Raw genomic sequence first — 16,947 nt, 5'->3', positions numbered from 1 at the left:
AAATTTTTAACTTTAATATAACGATTTCGTAATTAAAATATAAATGGTGGAATTTGGAAAGAAATTTCAAATATTTTGTACTGATTTTCAATTATCAAATAAAACAGCCTTCATCAATTGATTAATCTTTTATCCAAAAATATTTCCAATTATTAAACGGAACTACAAATTTCCGAAATGCTTTATTTTCCATAATCAAATAAAAGCATAATATTAAAAACTCAAACCTAGAATCCGCATTAGACTTCGTCACGAAACTGAATTATTCAATAAAAGCAAGAGCTCACGGACTATTTTTGAAGATGTAATACTTTCGTATTTTGAATTTAAAAATAGGAGAATCAAGCGAAGCGTATCTTGAACTCCAATGTAAAATATAAAACGTGAAAAAAGTTCTTGGTTTTGAAAAAGAATTCAGATGCAGTAGATTTCTAATGCGGAATCTGGGTTAAACTAAGCTCATTTAATACCAAACACAAATACTATATAGTCCAAAGGCCCATTCTAATTTGGAGAGCAATAGTAAAAAAAGCAACCGCTCCTGATATTTATCGGGACGCAGAATATTCCTTAAAAAAAATAAAATTTTAAAGAAATTAATTCGCGCTAATTCCGCTGTAAGTGGCTAATTTATAGATTAACTTATATTTGAAATCTGCGAATCTGCGGCAAAACAAATCATACGCTTGTCTTGGGGAGAGAGTTTGGGTTGAGGATAAATAATTGGACTAATTTATATATGTGTTTGGTATAAGATCTAATAATTTCAATTCTTCTTGAAAATTAATACAATAAAAAAATCCTGCATTGATAATTATCATGCAGGATTTTTTTTATTAGTTCTATTTTATTTACATTTTTGCTTTCAACGCTTTATATTCAGTAGTCATTTCAAGAGCGCTATAAACATTCAACAATGTCTTTACAACATCCGTATTTTTAGGCTCTAATTCTACAGCTTTTGAAAGATAAGGTATAGTACTTCTAAACAAATCTTCTCTTTGTTTTTTCAATACATCATAACGTTTCATATCATTAGTTGAAGTACCTAGTTTATTCATTTCGTCAATGATTACTTTTTCATTGTCTAATTTCAATGCCGCCATGTTAATATAAGCATTAATGTATTTTGGATCTAATGCGATAACTTTATTATAAAATTTTTCAGCTTCTACATTATTTTTAGCTCCTGCACTTACAACTCCAAGATTAAAAATCAAATCAACGTCGTTTGGATTTTTCTCTAATGCTTCAGAAATTAATTTCTTGTAGGTTTCCATATCTTTAGATTCAAGATATAAATTAGCTTCTGTAAGAATTAAAGAAGTGTCTTCTGGATTTGCTTTTCTGGCATCAGAAACTGCTTTTTTAGCCAGATCCATTTTACCTTCTTGAACATAAATCAAAGCAACGTTTTTGTATATTTCTCCTCTTTTTGACAATATTTTTTCGTCTCTAGGTTTTTCATGCGTTCCCATTTTTACCAAACGATCCCTATCCGCTGCATTGTTAAAAAAATCTTCTTGACTATTCACTTTATTAACTGCGTAATAGTAAGTTGCTTTACCCGAATAGTTTAATACTTTTAACTCTTCATACAATTTAAGTGCATTATCATAGTCTTTTGCATTTACAAAAGTAGACGCTGCATAATAAAGATTTATAGTATCTTTCTTATCCAACATATATGCTTCATACAATTTCTTAGCACCGTCAGCATCTTTTGAAGCTTTAGTGTCAGCAATTGCAGAATTTATTAATTTCCCCTTAATCTCAGTGATTGAAGTTGCTGCTTGTGTTGAATATTTAACTTTACCAGAAGCTTTTTCTAATTCTAACAATTCCTGATACGACTTTGCAGCAAGACTCAAATTTTTACCTTCTTCTACATTTTTACTTGCCAAATCCAAATATGCATTACCTTTTACAAAATGATACTGTGCTTTTTCTACTTCTTGAGCATTAGTCATTAAGTATTCTGCACCATTCAAAATTGTAATTGCTTCTTGAGAATTCCCTCCTTTAATAGCTTTTTCAGCTGCTTTTATTTCATTTTTTTGAGCAAAACTTGCTGCTGATAAAAATAATGCTGACGCTATTATTACATATCTACTTTTCATATTAATCTATTTTTATTTATTATTCTATTCTCTTTTATTTAAGCTTCATCATCAGAATCATCATCTTCTGAATCATCCTCTTCTACTTCTTCATCTTCGTCTTCTTCCTCTTCTTCTATAACTCCGTCATCTTCTAGAACTTCTAGAATAGGCTTAACTCTTTCGATAGCATCTGTTTCTATAACATTACCATCTTCGTCAACAACTACTTCAGCCACATCGTCTTTCATAACTTTGGTAACAGCTGCAATAGAGTCTTTCCCTTTTAGATTTATCAATTTAACACCTTGAGTAGCACGTCCCATTACACGTAAATCTTCAATAGCCATTCTAATAGTTAACCCAGATTTATTGATAATCATCAAATCATCTGCATCTGTAACGGCATTTATAGAAATTAGTGTTCCTGTTTTTTCTGTAATATTTAGTGTTTTAACTCCTTTTCCACCACGATTTGTAATTCTATAAACATCTTCACCATCTTCATCAACCAATTTGGTACGTTTACCATATCCATTTTCAGTTACTACTAAGATTTGGGAATCGTTAATATTATCTTTATCAACAGTAACCATACCTATCACTTCGTCAGAATCATCTTTCAAAGTAATACCTCTTACTCCAGAGGCCGTTCTTCCCATCGGACGTGTTTTGGTTTCTTCAAATCGAACTAATTTACCGGATTTAACTGCTAAAATAATCTGACTTTCACCATTGGTTAATTTAGCTTCCAACAACTCATCCCCTTCTTTAATAGTAATTGCAGCAACACCATTTACTCGAGGCTTAGAATACTTCTCTAAAGAAGTTTTCTTTACCTGTCCTTTTTTAGTTACCATTATAAGGTTATGACTATTGATATAGTCTTTATCTTTTAAATCTTGAGTACAAATAAAAGCTTTCACTTTATCATCACTTTCAATATTTACAAGATTCTGAATTGCTCTACCTTTAGCAGTTTTACTTCCTTCTGGTATTTCATAAACACGCATCCAGAAACATTTTCCTTTTTGAGTAAAGAACATCATATATTGGTGATTTGTCGCAACAAACATGTGCTCTAAGAAATCTTGATCTCTTGTTCCAGCACTTTTTTGCCCAACTCCACCTCTATTTTGTGTTTTGTATTCCGAAAGATTGGTTCGTTTGATGTATCCTGCATGCGATATTGTAATTACAACATTTTCATCAGCAATTAAATCCTCAATACTTACATCACCTCCTGAATATTCAATTTGAGAACGACGTTCATCACCGTATTTATCACGAATTTCAGTTAATTCTTCTTTAATCAAAGCAATTCTTAAGTTTACATCTGCTAATAAAGCTTTTAAATGCTCAATTAACTTCATGATTTCTTCGTATTCTGATCTTAACTTATCTTGTTCCAGTCCAGTCAATTGACGCAAACGCATTTCTACAATAGCACGAGATTGAATATCCGACAAATTGAATCGTTCGATTAATTTTTCTCTAGCTTCTTCTGTACTTTTCGACGCTTTGATTAATGCAATTACTTCATCAATATTATCTGAAGCAATAATCAACCCTTCTAATATATGTGCCCTTGCTTCTGCTTTCTTTAATTCAAATTGCGTTCTGCGAGTCACAACATCATGACGATGTTCAATAAAATAATGAATCAGATCTTTCAGATTCAACATTTGTGGACGACCTTTTACAATAGCAATATTATTTACACTGAAAGAAGATTGTAATTGTGTAAATTTATATAGCGTATTCAAAACTACATTTGGTGTAGCATCTCGTTTTAAGATGTAAACAATACGCATTCCGTTTCTATCCGATTCATCACGGATATTAGCAATACCATCAATTTTCTTTTCATTTACTAAATCAGCAGTACGTTTGATCATATCTGCTTTGTTAACTTGGTATGGAATTTCGGTAACAATAATACTTTCTCTTCCGTCAACTTCTTCAAATCCAACTTTGGCACGCATTACTACCCTTCCTCTTCCTGTTTTGAAAGCTTCACGAACTCCTTCATAACCATATATTATTCCTCCAGTAGGAAAATCTGGAGCTTTGATATGTGTCATTAACTCATCAACTTCAATGTCATTATTGTCCATATAGGCCAAAGTACCATTAATTACTTCCGTTAAGTTGTGAGGAGGCATATTTGTAGCCATACCTACTGCAATTCCTGTTGCTCCATTTATCAATAAAGTAGGAACACGAGTTGGCATTACTGTTGGTTCTTCTAGTGTATCATCAAAATTTAGTTTAAAATCAACTGTTTCTTTATCTATATCTGCCAAGATTTCTTCCGAAATTTTACGCATTCTAGCCTCAGTATAACGCATGGCTGCTGGACTATCCCCATCTACAGAACCAAAGTTACCTTGACCATCTATCAACAAATAACGCATACTCCATTCTTGAGCCATACGAACCATGGCATCATAAACAGATGTATCACCGTGCGGGTGATACTTTCCAAGAACTTCCCCCACAATTCTGGCGGACTTTTTGTGTGCAGATCTTGAGTTAACCCCTAAATCATGCATTCCAAATAATACTCTTCGATGTACTGGTTTCAAGCCATCTCTAACATCTGGAAGCGCTCTGGATACAATTACTGACATCGAATAATCGATGTAAGCTGTTTTCATTTCATCTTCGATGTTAATAGGAATTAACTTTTCTCCTTCAGACATAATATATTCTTAAATTAAAATTATTTTGTTTTAAAAAATCCCGCTAATATAACCTTTCTCAATATGTTTTCACTTATAAATAAACATATTTTTTTTTGATTTATTAACAAATTATTGTTGTCATTCGGTTAATAAATTAAGTGTACTTTAACTTTAAATTTATTTATTTTTTTGTCAATTAGCCAAACTAGTTATTTAAGGTATGATTTTTGTATTTCATTAACTTATTTACTAAATTTACAATACAATAAACATAGAAAATATGGATGATAATTTTTCACCTAGAGTAAAAGACGTAATAACTTATAGTAAAGAAGAGGCATTACGTTTAGGGCATGACTTTATAGGTACCGAGCATTTAATGTTGGGAATACTAAGAGATGGTAATGGAAAAGCAATTCATATTCTGAATAATCTATCCATTGACCTTGATCATTTGCGAAGGAAAGTAGAAATATTAAGTCCTGCAAGCCCAAGAGTAGAAGTGAGTGTAGAAAAGAAAAATTTACATCTTACTCGTCAAGCGGAACGGGCTTTGAAAACTACTTTTCTAGAAGCAAAAGTTTTTCAAAGTTCTTCTATTAGCACTGCACATTTGTTACTGTGTATCCTAAGAAATGAAAATGATCCTACAACCAAGTTATTGAATAAACTTAAAATAGATTATGATATAGCTAAAGAACAATACGTTAATATGACTCCAAACGAAGAAGAATTTTTAGAAAACTTACCAAAAAACGAATCATACAATGATGATTCAGGACAAGATGACAGTCTTAAAGAAGGTAATTTTAATAACCCAGCCAACAAATCAAATAAAAAATCTAAAACACCAGTACTTGACAATTTTGGAAGAGATTTAACAGAAATGGCTGAAGAAGGCAAACTTGACCCAGTAGTTGGACGTGAAAAAGAAATTGAACGTGTTTCTCAAATTCTAAGTCGTCGTAAAAAAAACAATCCGCTATTAATTGGTGAACCTGGTGTTGGTAAATCAGCTATTGCAGAAGGACTTGCTTTGAGAATTATTCAAAAGAAAGTTTCTCGTATTTTATTCAACAAAAGAGTGGTAACACTTGATTTGGCAAGCTTAGTTGCCGGAACAAAATACCGTGGACAGTTTGAAGAACGCATGAAAGCGGTTATGAATGAATTGGAAAAAAATGACGATATCATTCTTTTCATTGACGAAATCCACACTATCGTTGGTGCAGGTGGTGCTACAGGGTCACTAGACGCATCAAATATGTTTAAACCCGCTTTATCAAGAGGCGAAATTCAATGCATCGGAGCTACTACTTTGGATGAGTACCGTCAATATATCGAGAAAGATGGCGCTTTAGAAAGACGTTTTCAGAAAGTTATTGTTGAACCAACATCTGTTGAAGAAACAATTACTATTTTGAACAACATAAAAGACAAATACGAAGATCACCATAATGTTACTTATACACCAGAAGCAATTGAAGCTTGTGTAAAATTAACAAATCGTTATATGTCCGAGCGTTTTTTACCGGACAAAGCCATCGATGCGTTAGACGAAGCAGGATCTAGAGTACACATAACCAATATTGATGTTCCCAAACAAATTTTGGACTTGGAACGTCAATTGGAAGAAGTACGTGAATTAAAAAATCTTGTAGTTAAGAAACAAAAATACGAAGAAGCTGCAAAACTACGAGATGACGAAAAAAAGTTAGAAAAAGATTTAGCTATAGCTCAAGAACAATGGGAAGAAGATTCAAAAAACAATCGAATTCTTGTAACTGAAGATAATGTTGCCGATGTTGTTTCTATGATGACTGGAATTCCTGTAAACCGTATTGCACAAACTGAAAGCAACAAATTAGCTAAGTTACCAGAATTAATTCAGAACAAAGTAATTGGTCAAAACGAAGCAGTCTTAAAAATTGCCCGTTCAATTCAAAGAAATCGCGCAGGATTGAAAGATCCTAATCGACCAATTGGTTCGTTTATTTTCTTGGGACAAACCGGAGTTGGAAAAACACAATTGGCCAAAGTTCTTGCCAAAGAATTATTTGATTCCGAAGATGCTTTAGTTCGAATAGACATGAGCGAATACATGGAAAAATTTGCAATTTCAAGATTAGTTGGAGCGCCTCCGGGATACGTTGGTTATGAAGAAGGTGGCCAATTAACCGAAAAAGTTCGCAGAAAACCCTATTGTGTAGTATTGCTAGATGAGATTGAGAAAGCACATCCAGATGTTTTCAATATGATGTTACAAGTATTGGATGATGGATATTTGACTGACAGTTTAGGACGTAAAATTGATTTCAAGAATACTATTATCATTATGACTTCAAATGTTGGAGCTCGTCAATTGAAAGATTTCGGACAAGGAGTTGGATTTGGAACAGCCGCCAAAGTAGCACAAGCTGATGACAATTCGAAAAGTATCATTGAAAACGCTTTGAAAAAAACATTTGCACCTGAGTTTTTAAATAGGATTGATGATGTGATTGTGTTTAATACATTAGAAAAAGAAGATATTAATTTAATTATCGAAATCGAATTAAAAAAATTAGTTGACCGTGTTAAAGAACTTGGCTATCAATTGAATCTTTCTGATAAAGCAAAAGCTTTTATTGCAGATAAAGGATTTGACAAGCAATTTGGAGCTAGGCCACTAAAAAGAGCCATTCAAAAATATGTAGAAGATGCACTTGCTGAAGAAATTATAACTTCAAAAATAACTTCTGGTGACGAAATCTTTATGGATATAGAAGAAGGAGCTCAAGAATTGACTGTAAAAGTTCAAAAAGCAGAAGAACCTTCAAATCAAGCCGAAGAGCCTACAAATCAATAATTTAGATCAAATCACATATTTACAAACCCGTTACGTTTTAATAACATAACGGGTTTATTCTTTATATGAATTTATCGTATTTTTTAAAAACAAATATTTACATTTGATACTATTATAAAATTTCAACTAAAATTATTTTATGCTTCAAAATAAAGTTATACTGGGTAGTGAAGAATGGTGCTCTTTTCCAGAATTAGGAATTCCAACAATAAAAGCACGAGTTGATTCAGGTGCTAAAACATCTGCTCTTCATGCAATCAACATTGCTCCTTTTATAAAAAACGAAGCCAATTGGGTTAAGTTTGACATTAACCCTATTCAAAACAACATAAAAACAGTTATACATTGCGAAGCGCCTTTGGTTGACAAGCGTATTGTAAAAAGCTCTAGTGGTTTTAGAGAACATCGTTATGTTATCCAGACCAATCTGGCTATAGGCGATTCGAAATGGCCAATCGAAATGACTTTGACAAATCGAGATTCGATGGGTTTCAGGATGCTTTTGGGACGCGAAGCTATGAGTGGGAGAATTTTGGTAGATCCAGAACAAAAATATCTTTTAGGACAACCTACTCCCGAAAGTTTAAAAGAATTGTATGTTAATTCGGAAAAAGCTAGTTCAGGATTGCGCATTGGTCTTTTGGCTAGTAATCCAGAATTATACAGTAACAAACGCATAATGGAAGCTGGAGAAATGCGAGGACATGAAATGCATTTTTTAAATATTAAGGAGTGCTACATGAAATTGGATGCCAAAACCCCAGAAATTCATTATCGTGGCGGAAAAATATTAAATCAGTTTGACGCCATTATTCCAAGAATTCGGCCAAGTATAACTTTTTATGGCTGTGCTTTAACTAGACAATTTGAGGCTCTTAAAGTATTTTGCCTAAACTCCTCTACTGCAATCACACAATCGAGAGACAAGTTGTTTTCATTACAATTATTACTAAATCATGGTGTTGACATTCCAACAACTGGTTTTGCCAACTCCCCTTTGGATACAGACAACTTAATAAAAATGGTTGGCGGTTCTCCTCTAATTGTAAAATTATTAGAAGGAACTCAAGGAAAAGGAGTTGTATTGGCCGAAACCAAAAAAGCAGCAGAAAGTGTAATTAATGCTTTCAAAAGTTTAAATGCCAATATTTTGGTGCAAGAATTCATCAAAGAAGCCAATGGAAAAGACATTCGTTGTTTTGTAATTGACGGAAAAGTAGTAGCCGCTATCCAAAGAGAAGCTATGCCTGGTGAATTTAGGGCCAATATTCATCTTGGTGGAACTGCATCAATAATTAAAGTTACACCTGAAGAAAAAAAAATAGCAATTAAAGCAGCCAAAGCTATGGATTTGAAAGTAGCTGGTGTAGATATCATTCGTTCGGCAAAAGGGCCATTATTACTTGAAGTCAATTCCTCACCTGGTTTGGAAGGAATTGAAGGTGCTACCAACAAAGACATTGCTGGAGAAATGATAAAAGCTATTGAAAAGAACTTTAAAATTAAGTAATCAGTATTCAGTTTTTAGTATTCAGTGATTTTACTTAAAGGCTCGTTGCTAAGTAGCTAAAAAACAAGTAAAAAAATTGCTTTCTATTCTTAATCTGAACACTTAAAAACTGAACACTGATCACTAAAAAAAATGAATCCATACCTAGACATTGTCGTTCGCAGTGCTGCTGTATATTTATTTATGGTAGTTGCCTTACGTATTTTTGGTAAAAAAGAATTATCACAACTCAACACTGCCGATGTAATATTAATATTATTGATAAGCAATGCGGTACAAAATGCGATGGTAGGCAATAACACTACGCTTTGGGGAGGTATTGCTGCTGCTACAGTATTATTCGCAATTAACTTCGTATTAAAAAAGTTGATGTTCCGCTATAAAAAATTCAGCGAATTTATGCTTGAAAAGCCTGAAATCCTGATTCACAATGGAGCTTTAGATTTTAAAATTTTAAGCAAACTAAACATCACTTCGGATGAATTAAAAGAAGCTATGCGAGAGCATGGTGTTGAATATTTCAAGGATATAAAACTAGCGATGCTTGAAATTGACGGAAACATTAGTATTATTACTGGAGACAAAACTTTAAAACAAACCCATTACAAACGCAGAAAAAATCATAAAAATTTAATGCAAGGGAACTAAAATTATTTCAAAATTTAATTTTGAATTTTTTTCATATTACCTCTAAACTCCTATTTAAGTAGATTTTTTTTTGGAGGAAAATTTGAATATAAAACTAAATTTGTGGTTTAGCCCCGATGGAAGCAAGTATCCTTTTGCCCCAGGTTTTGGGGTAAAAGATACTGTGAACAGCGGGACTGATCTTCTTGATTACGGAATGTTATGCTTCTAAAAAAATAACTGAATACAATTTAACTTCACAATAGAATATTTTTCTTTGAGGCATAAAAAAACCATCAGCAACTACTGATGGTTTTTAAATTTTTAAATCTTGTGTATTTTATTTTACGAACACACTCAGTATATAGTAAATCAAAGCGGCTAACAGAGCTGAAACTGGTATAGTCAATACCCAAGCCCAAACTAAGCTAACAGTTACTCCCCAACGAACAGCAGAAACACGTTTTGTTATCCCTACTCCAATAATAGAACCAGTAATAGTATGCGTGGTACTTACAGGAACTTTAAAATGTTCTGTAAAATATAATGTTAAAGCTCCTGCAGTTTCTGCAACAACACCTTCAAAAGAAGTTACTTTGGTAATCTTAGACCCCATTGTTTTTATGATTTTCCAACCACCACTGAGTGTACCCGCAGCAATAACAGAATAACAAGCTATGGGAATCCAAGCTGGCATTTCGGGTTTTATACCTTTATCTTCATCTGGAAGAACTACATTTAACCAATCTGGCATAACTTGTCCATGACCCGTTGTATTGATATAAACTGCAACAGCAGCTGCTATTATACCCATAACTTTTTGAGAATCGTTTCCACCGTGTCCTAAACTAAAGGCTGCAGAGGATAATAATTGCATTTTCTTAAGAGCTGAATTTGATTGACTTAAATTTAAGCTACTAAATATAAGAGCAAAAAGACTCATAGAAAGTATAATAAAAGCAACAATAAACCATTTGATGTTGTGCTTTTCAAAAATAAAACTCAAAAAAGGAGAATCAAATCGAGGCTTTTCTATCTCTTCAAAAGGAATTAATTGTCCTGAAATATACCAAATAGACAATCCCATTAATGCAAGAGTAAACAATTTTGGAAAAATACTTTTCTTTGAAGCATTAAGCAACCAAATAGACATCAAGTAAGAAATCAACGCCCCCAGCAATGGAGCTAAAACAATAAAAGCTACGATAATTAAAACACCTGAAGGCATTCCTCCATCTTTTCCTTCTTTGTACCATGAAACTACACCAAAACCAGCATGAGCAATAGCTGCTCCAGCAAATCCGCCTATTAAAGTATGCGAAGAACTAGAAGGAATACCTAACCACCAAGTCGCTAAATTCCAAATAATTGCAGCAATAATACCCGCTAGAATTACAACTAGATTGATATCCATAGTACTAGCCGTTTTTGCAACCGTATCAGCTACTCCAAAACCAAATACAAAGTATGCTAAAAAATTAAAAAAAGCAGCCCAAACAACTGCTTGAAATGGAGACAAAACCTTGGTTGCTACAACAGTAGCAATAGCATTGGCAGCGTCATGAAAACCATTAATATAATCAAATATTAAGGCTAGAACAATAATAATTAAGAGTAAAGTCATATCTATATCTTAGATTGAATAAGAATTAAATTAAGAATGTTTTACTGTAATAGATTCTAAAACACTGGCAACACTCTTACATTTATCAGTTGCAGATTCTAAAACTGACAATACTTCTTTATATTTAATAATGTTTTTGACATCCGTTTCATTTTCGAAAATCTCAAAAACAGCTTTATTATACACCATATCTGATTTATTTTCCAACTTATTGATTTTGGCGCAAGCATTGGTTATCATTTTCATGTTATGCAAGTTTTTCAACTCCTTAACCGCTATATCAATATTTTGACAGGCTTCTAGATTGATTTCTGTCATTTTACGTATTGATTTTGTGATTTTATCCACTTGATACAAACGCATTCTACTTGCTGCTCCATGAAGATAATCGGCAACATAATCAATAGAAGTAATTAAAGCATAAATATCTTCTCTATCAAAAGGAGTGATAAAATTTCTGCTCAATTCCAGATTAGTTTGACGGGTAATATCCTCTCCTTTTTGTTCTAATTCATCTATTTTAACAAACAAAGCTTCTCTTTCTTTCAAAGGAAGGTTTACAGCTTCGTGCAAAATTGAAGCTAATTCGATTAAATTACTTGACGCTTCTTCAAAAAGAGGAAAGAATTTTTTGTCCTTCGGGACTAAAAATTGAAAAATACTATTTAATGACATTTGTATATTTTTTAGTAGTGCAAAATTACTTCATTATTTAATGCTAATGTTAAGCTAATGTTAATAAATTTTCTTCAATTTGAAAACTATTTAGGAAAGCTACCGTTTTTTCAATGTCGTAATGTAAGATCCTATCTTCATTTACCAAAGGAACTTCTTCTCTGTAAGATTTTAAAAACATTTCGATAAAATTGCTTGATTGTAAAGGCCTTCTATACTCAATTGCTTGGGAGGCATTCATTAATTCGATAGCCAAAATACGTTCTAAATTATCCATTACACGCAAGCATTTTGTAGCTCCATTTGCTCCCATACTTACGTGATCTTCCTGACCATTACTTGAAACAATACTATCCACACTTGATGGAGTCGCCAACTGTTTATTTTGACTTGCAATACTAGCTGCGGTATATTGTGGTATCATAAATCCGGAATTCAGCCCTGGGTTGTCAACCAAAAAAGCAGGAAGGTTGCGTAAACCTGAAATCAATTGATAGGTTCTGCGTTCAGAAATACTTCCCAATTCTGCCAAAGCAATTGCCATAAAATCTAGCGCTAAAGCCAAAGGCTGACCATGGAAATTTCCACCAGAAATAATCTGATCGCTTTCTACAAAAATATTTGGATTGTCTGTAACCGAATTAATTTCGGTTTTGAATACTTTTTTCACATAGTCAAAGGCATCTTTTGAGGCACCATGCACTTGTGGAATACAACGGAAAGAATACGGATCTTGAACATGTGTTTTGGATTGCTCAATAATCTCACTACCGTTTAGAAAATCTTTTACTCTTTTGGCAGTTGCAATTTGACCGTTATGTGGACGTATATAATGTATCAACTCATTAAATGGCTCAATTCTTCCATCAAAGCCTTCTAAGGAAATAGTTCCAATTAAATCAGCTAAATAAGAGAACTTATTGGCTTTCATTACAATATAAGCACCATAAGCGCTCATAAATTGAGTTCCGTTTAACAACGCCAATCCTTCTTTGGACTTCAAAACAATAGGCTCCCAACCAAAATGTTTTAATACTTCACTCGAATGCACTTTTTTACCTTCAAACCAAACGTCACCTTCACCTAATAACGGTAGCGACAAATGTGCCAAGGGCGCTAAATCTCCAGAAGCTCCGAGAGAACCTTGAGTATATATTATAGGTAGAATATCATTATTATAAAAATTAACCAATCGTTCTACCGTTTGCAATTGAATTCCTGAGTGACCATAACTCAACGATTGAATTTTTAACAACAACATCAATTTAACAATATCGTTTGGGACTTCTTCACCAGTTCCACAAGAGTGCGATTTCACAAGGTTTTCTTGAAGTTTTGAAAGGTTTTCATTGGATATTTTCACATTACAAAGAGAACCAAATCCAGTATTGATGCCGTAAATAGGTTCCGAATGCGAAGCCATTTTTGCATCCAAATAGTCTCTACACTTTTGAATATTTATTTTTGCTTCATCTGAAAGTGCTATTGTTTTATGATGTGAAATAATCTCGTTTAATTCTTCGAAAGAAAGTAAGCTTGTACTTATATAATGTGTATTCTCCATTTTATATGTAGATTTTTATTGATTTTTTTATAGGTCATATAGAATTCGCATATCATAGTTGGTGCCAGTGTCCAATTTAAAGTATGCTCATTTCATTTGATTTTAAGAGTCCAAAATTCAACAAATCAATATTAAAAAGCAATATTTTTTAAGGATTATTTAATAATTGATTCGAAATAAAACCTAGACCCTACTCCAATGATTCATTTTGTATCAATATTCACCACATTTATGCTTTCACTCAAACAATCTATTATTTTTAAAACCCAAATACCTTTGTTTTCAAACTTTATCCATGACTTAATAAAGCTAAATCCTCAGATTAAAAAAAGAGTAATCTCAACAAACAAAGAAATAATTTATGCAATGTTTATTTTCAAGGTATAATGATTTAAATTATTAAACTATTCGTAAAAAGAACCTTAAATGCTTTGTTCTTTTATAAAAAACAGTACTTTTGAAAAATCAAAATGAAGAAAATTAACAGCACATATCATCCTTCGATAACAACTCAAATCAGAGTTGCACTTGCTGTTACAACTACATCTACTACAACTACTACCCCTTAGGGGTATACATTTTACATATAATCCAGTTAAAGCACTTTTTTCTTAAAAGAAAGAAAGTCTTGGGTGTATAAAAGACATTTGCATTAATAACAAACTAACAATATACATCGTCTTATTTTAAAATAAAAATGACGATTCTATTCCATAATAAACCAGCATATGAAAGTATTAAAATTTGGCGGCACTTCGGTAGCCAATGCAGAAAACATAAAACTAGTTTTAGACATAGTAATAAACAAAGCCCAAGATGAAAAGCTTGTGGTTGTAGTATCCGCTTTAAGTAAAGTAACCGATTTATTGCAATTAGCGGCGTCAAAAGCGGCTGCCAATGATGAAAGTTTTAAAGACATCGTTGCAGAAATTGAGAAAAAACATTTAGAGGCATTAAAACAACTTATTCCAGTAAGCGAACAAAGCGGTTTGTTGAGCCATATTAAAAGAATCATAAACCATCTGGAAACTTTATTGGATGGTTGCTTTTTGTTGGGAGAACTTTCCCCTAGAACTTTAGATACTATTTTGAGTTTTGGAGAATTATTATCTTCTTATATTATTGCCGAGGCTTTAAAACAAAAGCTAAAAAACAGCAGTTACAAAGACAGTCGTGAATTGATTAAGACCAACAATCAATTTGGAAAAGCAACAGTAAACTTTGAAGTTTCAAATCATTTGATCGCTCAATTTTTCGCTTCCAATGATAATCAAGTAGTAGTAATGCCAGGTTTCATTGCCACTTCTGAAGATGGAATCAATACTACATTGGGTCGTGGAGGATCTGATTACACAGCAGCAATAATAGCGGGAGCTTTGAATGTAAGCGATTTAGAAATTTGGACTGATGTTAACGGAATGTTTACTGCGAATCCTAAAATTGTAAAACAAGCACAGCCAATTGCCACAATTTCGTACCAAGAAGCGATGGAGTTGTCTCATTTTGGTGCCAAAGTATTGTATCCGCCAACTATTCAGCCTGTTCTTAGAAAAAACATTCCTATTTATATCAAGAATACTTTCGAGCCAACAGCCGAAGGTACTTTGATTTCTAACACCGTTTCTCCTCAAAGCAATCCGGTAAAGGGAATAACTCATATCGACAACATTACTTTGATCACTCTGGAAGGTTCCGGAATGATTGGTGTTGCTGGTTCATCCAAAAGATTATTCGAAGTACTATCGAATGAAAGTATCAACGTAATTTTTATTACTCAAGCTTCATCGGAACATTCAATCTGCATTGGTATTTTAAATTCGGATGCTGATACAGCTGAAATTGCCATAAACAAAGCTTTTCTAATAGAAATTGCACAAAACAAAATAGATCCTTGTATTGTAGAACAAAACCTTTGCATCATTGCCTTGGTAGGTGAAAACATGAAAAACCATCAAGGATTAAGCGGTAGAATGTTTAGTACTTTAGGAAAAAACAATGTCAACATACGTGCGATTGCGCAAGGTGCTTCTGAAAGAAACATCTCTGTTGTTATCAACGAAAGAGATGTCAAAAAAGCACTAAACACTTTGCACGAAAACTTCTTTGAAGAAAATACAAAGCAGTTAAATTTATTTGTAATGGGTGTTGGAAATGTAGGAGAGAAATTCATTGAACAAATCCACCAGCAAAAGAAATTCCTAAAAGAAAATTTAAGAATTAACTTAAGAGTTATTGCAGTTTCCAATTCCCGAAAAATGTATTTTGATGAAGATGGAATACCTTTAAAAGAATGGCAATCGCTTCTTGAAAAAGGAGAAACTGCCAATAAAGAACAATTCATATCAAATGTAAAAGCACTCAATTTACGCAACAGTATTTTTGTTGATATTACTGCCAACGAAGAAGTTTCTAAAACTTACGAGCAGTATTTAAAACAAAATGTAGCAGTAGTAACTTGCAACAAAATTGCTTGTTCATCTGCTTATGACAATTATAAAAACCTAAAAAGTTTATCCCGTAAATTCAATGCACCTTTCCTTTTTGAAACTAACGTTGGAGCTGGGTTACCGATTATAGATACTGTAAAAAACCTAATTGCATCTGGCGATAAAGTACATAAAATTCAAGCCGTTTTGTCAGGTAGTTTAAACTTTATTTTTAACAATTTTGATGAAAATAATACTTTTCATGACGTAGTCAAAGAAGCTGGAGTTCAAGGATTTACAGAACCAGACCCGAAGATTGATTTGAGCGGAGTTGACGTTGCCAGAAAAATTCTTATTTTGATTCGCGAAAGCGGTTACCAAATGGAAATTGAAGATATTGAAAACAAATCTTTTCTTCCTGCAGCATGTATGGAAACTACAAATAACGATGCTTTTTTCGCTTCATTAAAAGAACACGCCAAACACTTTGAATCCATTTTGGCAGAAGCCAATCAAAAAGAAAGCCGATTAAAATTTGTCGCTCAGTTTGAGAATGGAAAAGCTAGCATAGGTTTGCAATTCATTCCAAAAGACCATCCTTTTTACAATTTGGAAGGAAAAGACAATATCGTTTTATTCTATACAGATCGTTACGTAGATCAGCCGTTATTGATAAAAGGTGCGGGTGCGGGTGCTGCAGTTACAGCATCAGGAATTTTTGCCGATGTTATTCGAATAGGAAATATATAAAAAAGTTGCTAAGATGCTAAGAATCTAAGATACTAAGCCATCTCAGAAACATAGGATCTTAAAAAGCTGATAAGAGACTTAGAATCAAAGATGTTAAGTCATCTCAAAAACTTAGAAACTTAGCATCTCAGAAACTT

At 32.9% G+C, this 16,947-nt stretch carries 9 protein-coding genes; 4 read left to right on the top strand and 5 right to left on the bottom strand.

What is annotated here, in order from left to right; genetic code table 11:
• Nucleotides 1-851: 851 nt before the first annotated feature.
• Together AC8GF4_RS16565 and gyrA are read right to left on the bottom strand one after the other, a co-directional pair.
• Nucleotides 852-2,120, bottom strand: coding sequence for a tetratricopeptide repeat protein (locus AC8GF4_RS16565; protein WP_506596239.1), 1,269 nt, complete (start codon nt 2,118-2,120; stop codon nt 852-854).
• Between the two features lie 38 nt (nt 2,121-2,158).
• Nucleotides 2,159-4,804 carry a DNA gyrase subunit A gene (gyrA, locus tag AC8GF4_RS16560; RefSeq protein ID WP_506596237.1) on the bottom strand — a complete coding sequence of 882 codons (2,646 nt, stop codon included), beginning with the start codon at nt 4,802-4,804 and terminating at the stop codon, nt 2,159-2,161.
• Nucleotides 4,805-5,066: 262 nt separating this feature from the next.
• Here gyrA and AC8GF4_RS16555 point away from each other — a divergent pair, with 262 nt between their 5' ends.
• The 3 genes from AC8GF4_RS16555 to AC8GF4_RS16545 all read left to right on the top strand — a co-directional run bounded on the left by AC8GF4_RS16555 (nt 5,067) and on the right by AC8GF4_RS16545 (nt 9,792).
• Entirely contained in the window at nt 5,067-7,634 is a 2,568-nt protein-coding gene (locus tag AC8GF4_RS16555) for an ATP-dependent Clp protease ATP-binding subunit (RefSeq protein ID WP_506596235.1), read from the top strand.
• A gap of 139 nt (nt 7,635-7,773) precedes the next feature.
• On the top strand, nt 7,774-9,144 hold the full coding sequence (gene rimK / locus AC8GF4_RS16550) for a 30S ribosomal protein S6--L-glutamate ligase (protein ID WP_506596233.1): 1,371 nt from the start codon (nt 7,774-7,776) through the stop codon (nt 9,142-9,144).
• A 132-nt stretch (nt 9,145-9,276) separates the two neighbouring features.
• Nucleotides 9,277-9,792 (top strand): DUF421 domain-containing protein, encoded by a 516-nt coding sequence (locus AC8GF4_RS16545; protein ID WP_506596231.1) that lies wholly within the window; start codon nt 9,277-9,279, stop codon nt 9,790-9,792.
• Between the two features lie 319 nt (nt 9,793-10,111).
• On the opposite strand, the gene AC8GF4_RS16540 is transcribed toward AC8GF4_RS16545, so the two are convergent.
• The 3 genes from AC8GF4_RS16540 to hutH are packed head-to-tail and all read right to left on the bottom strand — an operon-like array spanning nt 10,112 to nt 13,634.
• A complete protein-coding gene (locus tag AC8GF4_RS16540) occupies nt 10,112-11,395 on the bottom strand; it encodes an inorganic phosphate transporter (RefSeq protein WP_506596229.1) in 1,284 nt (427 codons plus the stop codon).
• A 30-nt stretch (nt 11,396-11,425) separates the two neighbouring features.
• A complete protein-coding gene (locus AC8GF4_RS16535; RefSeq protein WP_506596227.1) occupies nt 11,426-12,070 on the bottom strand; it encodes a DUF47 domain-containing protein in 645 nt (214 codons plus the stop codon).
• A gap of 49 nt (nt 12,071-12,119) precedes the next feature.
• Nucleotides 12,120-13,634 (bottom strand): histidine ammonia-lyase, encoded by a 1,515-nt coding sequence (hutH, locus tag AC8GF4_RS16530; RefSeq protein ID WP_506596225.1) that lies wholly within the window; start codon nt 13,632-13,634, stop codon nt 12,120-12,122.
• Between the two features lie 728 nt (nt 13,635-14,362).
• On the opposite strand from hutH, the gene thrA reads away from it, so the two are divergent.
• A complete protein-coding gene (gene thrA / locus AC8GF4_RS16525; protein ID WP_506596223.1) occupies nt 14,363-16,810 on the top strand; it encodes a bifunctional aspartate kinase/homoserine dehydrogenase I in 2,448 nt (815 codons plus the stop codon).
• Nucleotides 16,811-16,947: the final 137 nt, after the last annotated feature.

It is taken from the genome of Flavobacterium rarum (SeqCode) (assembly GCF_965234445.1).
Lineage (GTDB): Bacteria > Bacteroidota > Bacteroidia > Flavobacteriales > Flavobacteriaceae > Flavobacterium > Flavobacterium rarum.
Note: the sequence above shows the minus strand (reverse complement) of the source record. Positions and strands in the feature narration are given on the sequence as shown.

Coding starts and splice junctions, on each gene's coding strand:
- AC8GF4_RS16565 (WP_506596239.1), bottom strand. CDS start 2,120: ATGAAAAGTAGATATGTAATAATAGCGTCAGCATTATTTTTATCAGCA.
- gyrA (WP_506596237.1), bottom strand. CDS start 4,804: ATGTCTGAAGGAGAAAAGTTAATTCCTATTAACATCGAAGATGAAATG.
- AC8GF4_RS16555 (WP_506596235.1), top strand. CDS start 5,067: ATGGATGATAATTTTTCACCTAGAGTAAAAGACGTAATAACTTATAGT.
- rimK (WP_506596233.1), top strand. CDS start 7,774: ATGCTTCAAAATAAAGTTATACTGGGTAGTGAAGAATGGTGCTCTTTT.
- AC8GF4_RS16545 (WP_506596231.1), top strand. CDS start 9,277: ATGAATCCATACCTAGACATTGTCGTTCGCAGTGCTGCTGTATATTTA.
- AC8GF4_RS16540 (WP_506596229.1), bottom strand. CDS start 11,395: ATGACTTTACTCTTAATTATTATTGTTCTAGCCTTAATATTTGATTAT.
- AC8GF4_RS16535 (WP_506596227.1), bottom strand. CDS start 12,070: ATGTCATTAAATAGTATTTTTCAATTTTTAGTCCCGAAGGACAAAAAA.
- hutH (WP_506596225.1), bottom strand. CDS start 13,634: ATGGAGAATACACATTATATAAGTACAAGCTTACTTTCTTTCGAAGAA.
- thrA (WP_506596223.1), top strand. CDS start 14,363: ATGAAAGTATTAAAATTTGGCGGCACTTCGGTAGCCAATGCAGAAAAC.